The 8,727-nt window shown below is 32.8% G+C and carries 4 protein-coding genes; 2 read left to right on the forward strand and 2 right to left on the reverse strand.

Annotated features, from left to right (window positions below; genetic code table 11):
• Positions 1-34 precede the first annotated feature (34 nt).
• On the forward strand, positions 35-1,351 hold the full coding sequence (tilS, locus tag AC13CQ_RS13255) for a tRNA lysidine(34) synthetase TilS (protein WP_008615068.1): 1,317 nt from the start codon (positions 35-37) through the stop codon (positions 1,349-1,351).
• On the forward strand, positions 1,344-3,311 hold the full coding sequence (locus AC13CQ_RS13260) for a protein-disulfide reductase DsbD family protein (RefSeq protein WP_008615067.1): 1,968 nt from the start codon (positions 1,344-1,346) through the stop codon (positions 3,309-3,311). Before tilS ends, AC13CQ_RS13260 begins: the two co-directional genes overlap by 8 nt.
• A gap of 230 nt (positions 3,312-3,541) precedes the next feature.
• On the opposite strand, the gene pheT is transcribed toward AC13CQ_RS13260, so the two are convergent.
• A complete protein-coding gene (pheT, locus tag AC13CQ_RS13265) occupies positions 3,542-5,968 on the reverse strand; it encodes a phenylalanine--tRNA ligase subunit beta (protein ID WP_008615066.1) in 2,427 nt (808 codons plus the stop codon).
• A 453-nt stretch (positions 5,969-6,421) separates the two neighbouring features.
• Positions 6,422-8,524, reverse strand: a complete 2,103-nt coding sequence (gene recG, locus AC13CQ_RS13270; RefSeq protein WP_008615065.1) for an ATP-dependent DNA helicase RecG — start codon at positions 8,522-8,524, stop codon at positions 6,422-6,424.
• Positions 8,525-8,727 lie beyond the last annotated feature (203 nt).

Here is an 8,727-nt window from a genome sequence, read left to right on the forward strand (position 1 = left end):
TTCTTTTAAAATTGGCTTTAACTACCTTTGCTAAATGCTAGATAATTTTAAAACGCATATTACAAAACATTTTCCATATCTATTAACTTCCAAAGTTGCAATAGCATCTAGTGGGGGGATTGATAGTATGGTGCTTACGTATTTGTGTCATCAATTGCAGATAAATATAGAAGTTTTGCATTGTAATTTTCAATTAAGAGGAGCGGCTAGTAATGAGGATGAAATATTCCTTCAGCAGCAAACAGAAATGCTTAAAATTCCTTTTTATAGTGTTTTGTTTGATACTGATGACTATGCAAAAAAACATAAGGTTTCTACACAAATTGCTGCTCGTGAGTTAAGATATCAATGGTTTAAAGCGCAAAAAGAAATTCTAAGCTTTGAGTATTTGTTAACTGCTCATCATGCAGACGATAATTTGGAAACTTTTCTGATTAATTTTTCACGAGGAACAGGTATCGATGGTTTAACTGGGATTCCAGAAATAAATGACTTTATTGTCCGCCCGTTATTGCCTTTTTCGAGAGATGATATTTTTCAATATGCTTTACAACAAAATATTAAGTGGCGGGAAGATAGTAGTAATGCTGAAACAAAATATTTAAGAAATAAATTCAGACACGATTTAATTCCGAAGTTAAAAGAAATAAATCCTGGAATTTTAAAGAGTTTTGAAAACACGAAAAATCACTTAAAAGGCGCTTCTGAGATATTAAATAATCATATCGATATATTACGATTGGATGTTTTTAATAAAAGAGGAGACGAGGTTGTAGTTCCTATTTCTGCCTTAGAAAAGTTATTGCCTAAAGAAACGTATTTATATTATCTTTTCAAGGATTATGGATTTAAAGAACCTTCAGATTTAGTTTCTATTACAGAATCGCAAAGTGGAAAGCAGCTTTTTTCTGATACCCATCGGTTAATTAAGAATCGAGATGAAATAATTATTACACCATTAATTGATAATGTAAATCCTTCTCATTTTTTTATAAATAAAGAGCAAGCTAGTGTGGTTGCGCCTATCAAATTATCTATCGATTTAGTAGGAAGAATAAAAGAGGAAGACCAACATACAATCTACGTAGATAGAGAAAAGTTAAAGTTTCCTTTAAAGCTTAGAAAATGGGAAAATGGTGACTATTTTTACCCTTTTGGAATGGAAGGTAAGAAGAAATTGAGTAAGTTTTTTAAAGACGAAAAGTATTCGCTTATTTCAAAAGAAAATCAATGGTTGCTTTGTGATAGTGAGAACACTATAATTTGGGTTGTAGGCAAACGTGCTGATAATCGATTTAAAGTAACCGAAAGAACAGAGAAAATTTTAAAAATACATTTTATAGATGCGTAATTTACTTGTTGCACTTTTTCTATTAGTTACTACTTTAATTCAAGCTCAAAATCCTGTAAAATGGGATACTTCTGTAGAAAAAGTTTCTGACTCAGAATATGAATTAGTTATAAAAGCTACTATTGAAGAGCATTGGCATTTGTACGCTCAAAATCAGCCTTTGGGGGAAGAAGCTTCTATTATTCCTACTACATTTTCTTTCAAAGATGCTGGAGGTAATTATGAATTAATAGAGGATGTAGAAGAGGAGGAACCTATTACAGAATTGGATCAGATTTTTGGAGAAGAATTGTCATATTTTGCTGAAGAAGTTACATTTAAACAACGGGTAAAAATTACAAACCCAACTGTTAATAGTATTGTTGGTTCCGTAGAATATCAAGCCTGCGACGATCAGCGCTGTATTTTTAATGATGCAGATTTAGGGTTTTCTTTAGATGGAAGTAAAGTTGATTTTGGGACTAAAGAAGTAGACTCCAAAAGTATCAATCTTGCAGAAGATTTAGCGCTACCATTAAAGAATACAGATTTATTAAAAGATGTTCATGGGAGTGATGTAAGTAAAGAACGAGATTTATCTAGCTTATTTATTTTAGGCTTTTTGGGAGGACTTATTGCATTACTTACTCCTTGTGTTTTTCCAATGATTCCTTTAACGGTTTCGTTTTTTACCAAACAAACAAGTAACAAGAAAAAAGGTATTTCTAATGCCATTCTTTATGGTGTTTTTATCATAGGAATTTATATGGCGTTGAGTGTTCCTTTTCATTTTTTAGATTCCATAGCACCAGAAATACTCAATAATATCTCAACCAATGTTTGGCTTAATGTTATATTCTTTGTCATCTTCGTGTTTTTTGCTTTTTCATTTTTTGGTTATTATGAGCTTACGCTACCATCTTCATGGGGAAATAAAATGGATTCTGCCTCTAGCTCAGGAGGGATTATTGGAATCTTTTTTATGGCATTAACACTAGCTATTGTTTCTTTTTCTTGCACAGGACCTATTTTAGGTTCTTTATTAGCAGGTTCACTATCTAACGATGGTGGTGCAATGCAACTAACCGTAGGAATGACAGGGTTTGGAGCGGCTTTAGCACTGCCTTTTGCATTATTTGCTTTGTTTCCTAATATGCTTAAATCGTTGCCGAAATCTGGAGGCTGGATGACAACAACCAAAGTTATTCTCGGATTTTTAGAGTTGGCATTAGCATTTAAATTTTTATCAAATGCCGATCTGGTAGAGCATTGGGGAATCTTAAAGAGAGAAATATTTATTGGTATTTGGATTGTTATAGGGATTCTAATGACGTTATATGTGTTTGGGATAATACGTTTTCCTCATGATGGACCTAAGAAAAAATTAAGCTTTTACAGAGGTGCTTTTGGAGTAGCAATTATAGGTTTTGTTGTTTATTTAATTCCAGGGTTACAGAAATCTAATGAGTCTAACTTAAAATTATTAAGCGGATTTCCACCACCGGTATTTTATAGTATCTACCCACAAGAAAGTGATTGTCCGCTTGGACTTACTTGCTTTAAAGACTTTGAAGAAGGCTTGGAATATGCCAGGGAAAATAATAAACCTATTTTATTAGATTTTACAGGATGGGCTTGTGTAAATTGTCGTAAAATGGAAGAAAATGTATGGAGTGAACCAGAGATATTTTCTATTTTGAATGAAGAGTACGTTTTGATATCCTTATATGTAGACGACAGGAAAGATTTACCGGAAGATCTACAGTTTAATTACAAAATGGATAATGGTCGCGTTAAGTCTATAAAAACAATAGGGGATAAGTGGGCTACTTTCCAAGCTATCAATTTTAAAACCGCTTCACAACCATACTATATTTTAATGTCTCCAGATTTTGAACTGTTAAATGGACCACAACAATATACCGAAGCTATTGCGTATTATGAGTGGCTTAAATCGGGATTAGAGAACTTTAAAAATTAATTTCAAGAAGTTATAGTTATTTTATTTATTAGATGAATTATAATTTTCTTTTAAAAGCTTAGCAAATTATAATTTTAAACCTAGAGATGCTAAGTTTTATAACTGTATTGAAGAATTATGGTTGAACTGGGTAACCGATAAAAACCCTTGAGATTTTGGGTGTAAAACGCTATAAATAACAAAAGACTGCCTTTATAGACAGTCTTTTGTTATTTATAGTTGAGATGTTGTTACCTTAAAGTAGCTCCTAATTGATATTCAAAACTTCCTTGAAGTTTCTTCATTACTTTATCAATTTGTTTGTCTGTTAAGGTTTTACTATCATCTTGAAGCGTAAAACTTACCGCATAGGATTTTTTACCTTCAGGAATTTTATCTCCTTCATAAACATCAAATAAATTAATATCTTTTAGAAGTTTTTTCTCACTATTTTTAGCAAGGTTGTAAATCTCTTCAAAGCTAGTTTGCTTGTCTACTAACAGAGCTAAATCTCTTCTTACTTCTTGATATTTAGAAATTTCAGCAAAAGAAATATTTTGCTCTTTTGCTAGGTCAATAATAGCGTCCCATTCAAAATCTGCATATAAAACCTCCTGTTTAATATCAAAATGCTTCAATATTTTGTGGTTTACAATACCAAAAGAAACAAGTTTTCTCTTCTTTAGCTTGTAATTTAATCCTTCAGAAAAAACATCCGAAGTTACAGGTTCAGATTTTGGCGTAGGCAATCCTAAACGCTCCAATACATTATTAATAACTCCTTTTAAAAAGAAGAAATCGCTTTTCCCATTTTGAACTCGCCAGCTTTCCGAATGCTGATCTCCAGTAATTAAAAGGCTCAAATGTTTATTTTCAATTCTACCACTTTCAAAACTGTGGTATGTTTTTCCGAATTCAAAAAATTTAAGATCGGCACTTTTACGGTTTATATTATAACTTAAAGCTTCTAAACCACTAAAAAGCATTGATTGGCGCATAACCGATAAATCGTTGCTTAAAGGGTTTAGCATTGTTACATTAAATTCCGATTTATTATCCTGGCTTAACTCCATATATTTAGGGGTAGTTAAGGAGTTAGCTAAAATTTCAAAAAAACCTAAAGCTGCTAATTGATTTCCTATTATATTTTGAAGTTTATAATCTTCAAATTTAGAAGTGCTAGCAATAGAAGCATTCAGTTTAGTTGTAAATTCTATATTATTGTATCCATACACACGAAGAATTTCTTCTATTACATCTACTTCTCGCTGCACATCCACACGATACGAAGGAATAGTAAGTCCAATTCCAGTTTCCGTAACATTGTTGATTTTAATTTCTAGGGAACTTAAAATTGATTTAATAGTGTCTGTTGGAATATTCTGTCCTATTAAACTATTTACCTTTTCGAAAGTTAGGAATACTTGAAAATCTTCAAATTTCTTTGGATAAAAATCTTCAGCATCACTAGAAATAATACCTCCTGCAATTTCTTTAATCAATAATGCAGCTCTTAAAAGAGCATATTTTGTAGTGTTAATGTCAATACCTCTTTCAAATCTAAAAGAAGCATCTGTATTTAAACCATGTCTTTTTGCTGTTTTTCTTACAGAAACAGGATTGAAATAAGCACTTTCAAGGAAAATATTTGTAGTATTTTCTGTAACTCCAGAATTCTCCCCTCCAAAAACACCTGCTATACAAAGAGGTTTTTCAGCATCACAAATCATAAGGTCATCTTCATGAAGTTCTCTTTCTACTTCATCTAAAGTTGTAAATTTTGTGCCTTTTTCTAAGGTTTGAACTATAATTTTATTACCATTTATCTTATTAGCGTCAAAAGCATGTAGCGGTTGTCCTAATTCGTGTAATACGTAATTGGTAATATCTACAATATTATTTTTTGGAGTTAGACCAATGGCTTTTAATCTATTTTGTAACCAATCTGGCGACGATTGTACTTTTATTCCAGAAATAGTAACTCCGCAGTAACGTGGACAAAGTTCTTTATTTTTTACGTCAACCTCCATTCTAAGCGTACGGTTATCCACATGGAAACTACTTACAGAAGGTGTAATGAGTTCAAGGTTAATATCTTTTTGAAGTAAACCAGCTTTTAAATCTCTTGCTACTCCATGATGACTCATCGCATCTGCACGATTTGGTGTTAATCCGATTTCAAAGACAGTATCGTTTTCAATCTTAAATAAATCGGCACATAGCGTTCCAGGTTCTAACGCATCATCAAGCACCAAAATTCCGTCGTGACTTTTACCTAAACCAAGCTCGTCTTCTGCACAAATCATCCCATAGGAAGCTTCTCCACGAATTTTACCTTTTTTAATCTCCCAAGGCTCTCCTTTATCATCATATAAAGTAGTACCAATAGTAGCTACGGGTACTTTTTGACCTTTGGCAACATTTGGAGCACCACATACAATTTGTAAAGGTTCTCCTGTTCCAATATCAACTTTTGTTAACTTTAGTCTGTCTGCATTTGGGTGTTGCTCACACTCTAAAACATGTCCAACTACAATTCCTTTTAATCCTCCTTTTACCGATTCGAAAGTTTCTTCTCCTTCAACTTCTAAACCTAAATCGGTTAAAAGTTCTGCTGTTTTCTCAGATTCCCAATCAAGTTGAATAAATTGCTTTAACCAGTTGTATGAAATTTTCACTTGCTACTTTTATTTATTTTGAGGTGCAAAGATAATAATCCGCAGTGTAATAAGAACCCCTCATTAGTTTTTCTTTTTTCTGAATGGCTATTTATTTATAATCGTTTAATTATGATGTGGAAAACATATCAAATAGCTCAAATAATATAATAAATGCTATTACTTTTATTTTTATACTGAAAAATTATTGTTGTCCGATAAAAGTTAACGGGATTTATTGTACTCCACTTATACCAAGGCTTAAAATGAGGTTTTCAAAATAGCCCCCCTTACTATCAAGAAAAATGAATAAAAAGAGGAGTTGGTAATGTTGTTTCTTTAAACTACTCATTTTGTAATAGTTCAGGTTTAGTCTTTGTTCTTTTCTCTTACAGCCAAGCGGTCTTGTATTTTATTCGGACATTAATGACTGAAAATAATTAACCGCCAACAGTTTTATAGTGCCTATTCCTGCTAACTAATATAATTCCAGATATTTTTATGTTTAATCAACATTTGATAGGTATACCTAATTATTTTGTTCTTTTCCATTGCTAGGCTCGAGTCTTCTTTTAAAATCCGTAAGGCATAATAGCGAGCCGATTTTAATATTTCGTTATCCTTAATTATATCTGCAATTTTTAAATTAAGAACCCCGCTTTGTTGTGTTCCCATAAGATCTCCCGGTCCGCGTAGTTTAAGGTCAACTTCTGCTATTTCAAATCCATCATTAGTACGTGTCATTGTTTCCAGACGGGTTTTAGAATCGTTAGAAAGTTTATGTCCAGTCATTAAAATACAAAAGCTCTGTTCTGCACCACGTCCTACACGTCCACGTAATTGATGGAGTTGAGAGAGTCCAAAGCGCTCAGCACTTTCTATAATCATTACGGAGGCATTTGGTACATTTACCCCAACTTCAATCACTGTTGTTGCAACCATAATTTGGGTATCTCCATTAACAAAACGTTCCATTTCATAGTCTTTATCAGCAGGCTTCATTTGTCCGTGTACTATAGAAATTTGATATGTTGGCTGCGGAAATTCTCTAACAATACTCTCGTAACCATCCATTAAATCTTTATAATCTAATTTTTCTGACTCCTGAATAAGCGGATAGACCACATAAATTTGTCGTCCTTTTTCAATTTCATCTTTTATAAAACGAAATACTTTTAATCGGTTACTATCATACCGATGTACTGTTTTGATTGCTTTTCTACCAGGAGGGAGTTCATCAATAACAGAAATATCTAGATCTCCGTATAAACTCATTGCTAGCGTACGTGGGATGGGGGTGGCCGTCATAACCAATATGTGAGGCGGAATATTATTTTTACGCCATAATTTGGCACGTTGAGCTACTCCAAAACGGTGTTGCTCATCTATAATAGCGAGTCCCAAATTTTTAAAAAGAACCTTATCTTCCAAAATTGCATGGGTACCAATAAGTATTTGGAGTTCTCCGTTTTCTAATGCTTCATGAATTTCTTTTCTTTCAGAGCTTTTAGATGATCCTGTTAATAGTTTCACCTTTATATTTAATGGCTTAACAAGCTCTAGAATCCCGTTGTAATGTTGCTGTGAAAGAATTTCAGTAGGAGCAACAAGACATGCTTGGAAGCCGTTATCAATAGCTAAAAGCATCGACATAAGTGCTACAATTGTTTTTCCAGAACCCACATCTCCTTGCAATAAACGGTTCATTTGTGCATTACTTCCTAAATCGTTTCTAATTTCTTTAATTACACGTTTTTGTGCATTTGTTAATTTAAAAGGAAGGTGCTCTGCATAAAAAGTATTAAATAAAGTTCCTACCTGGTCAAAATTGAACCCTTTTATTTTATTTTTTCGAGTTAGGTTTTTAGAGATGAGTTGTAATTGAATATAAAAAAGTTCTTCGAATTTTAATCTATATTGGGCTTTAGCTAATAATTCTTGACTCTGAGGAAAATGAATATTAAATAGTGCTTTACTTTTAGAAATAAGCTTTAATTCGTCTAATAATTCCGCAGAAAGGGTGTCAAAAAAGCGTGCTTTTGTTTCCACAAAAAGCTGTTGCATTATTTTATTAATTACTTTATTGGTAATTCCTTTATTTGTAAGCTTTTCTGTGGAAGGATATACAGGTTGCATTGCGGTACGTAGGCTTTTTTCATGTTCTTCCAACAATTCCATTTCTGGATGTGGCATAGAAAACCCGTTAAACCAATTTGTTTTTCCGAAAATAACATATGGCTGATTTATTTTTATGCTTTCCCGAATCCATTTATGTCCTCTAAACCAAACCAATTCCATTTGACCGGTATCGTCCACAAAAGTTGCTACTAAACGCTTCCCCCGTTTTTGTTCCACAGTTTTTAGGCTAGTTATCTTTCCTATAACCTGCACATCGGCATTATTACGTTGCAATTCGTTGATTTTATAATACCGTGTCTTATCAATATATCTATTTGGAAACAGATTAATAAGGTCTTGATAGGTGTGTACGCCGAGTTCTGTACGAAGTAAGTCGGCTCGATTAGGACCAACTCCCTTTAAATAGTCTATAGGTGTTTGTAAAATACTCGGGTTCATGAATACGAAGATAGCAGATAGTTAGAAAGTGTGAAACCTTCATAGAGGGATTTTTATTACTAAAACCCGTTGTGCATTTAGAAAAAGTTGTGCAAACTGCTAAAATGCAGTAAATTGTAGTAACCACACTATAATTTATATGCACAACTTTCAAGCAAATTACGACAAAATCCTCAAGGTTTTAAAAGAATTGGATTGTAAAA

Source organism: Galbibacter sp. L-19 (assembly GCF_056857615.1).

What these genes read in the sequence shown, in the direction of transcription:
- tilS (WP_008615068.1), top strand. Translation starts at nt 35, where the DNA reads ATGCTAGATAATTTTAAAACGCATATTACAAAACATTTTCCATATCTA.
- recG (WP_008615065.1), bottom strand. Translation starts at nt 8,524, where the DNA reads ATGAACCCGAGTATTTTACAAACACCTATAGACTATTTAAAGGGAGTT.
- AC13CQ_RS13260 (WP_008615067.1), top strand. Translation starts at nt 1,344, where the DNA reads ATGCGTAATTTACTTGTTGCACTTTTTCTATTAGTTACTACTTTAATT.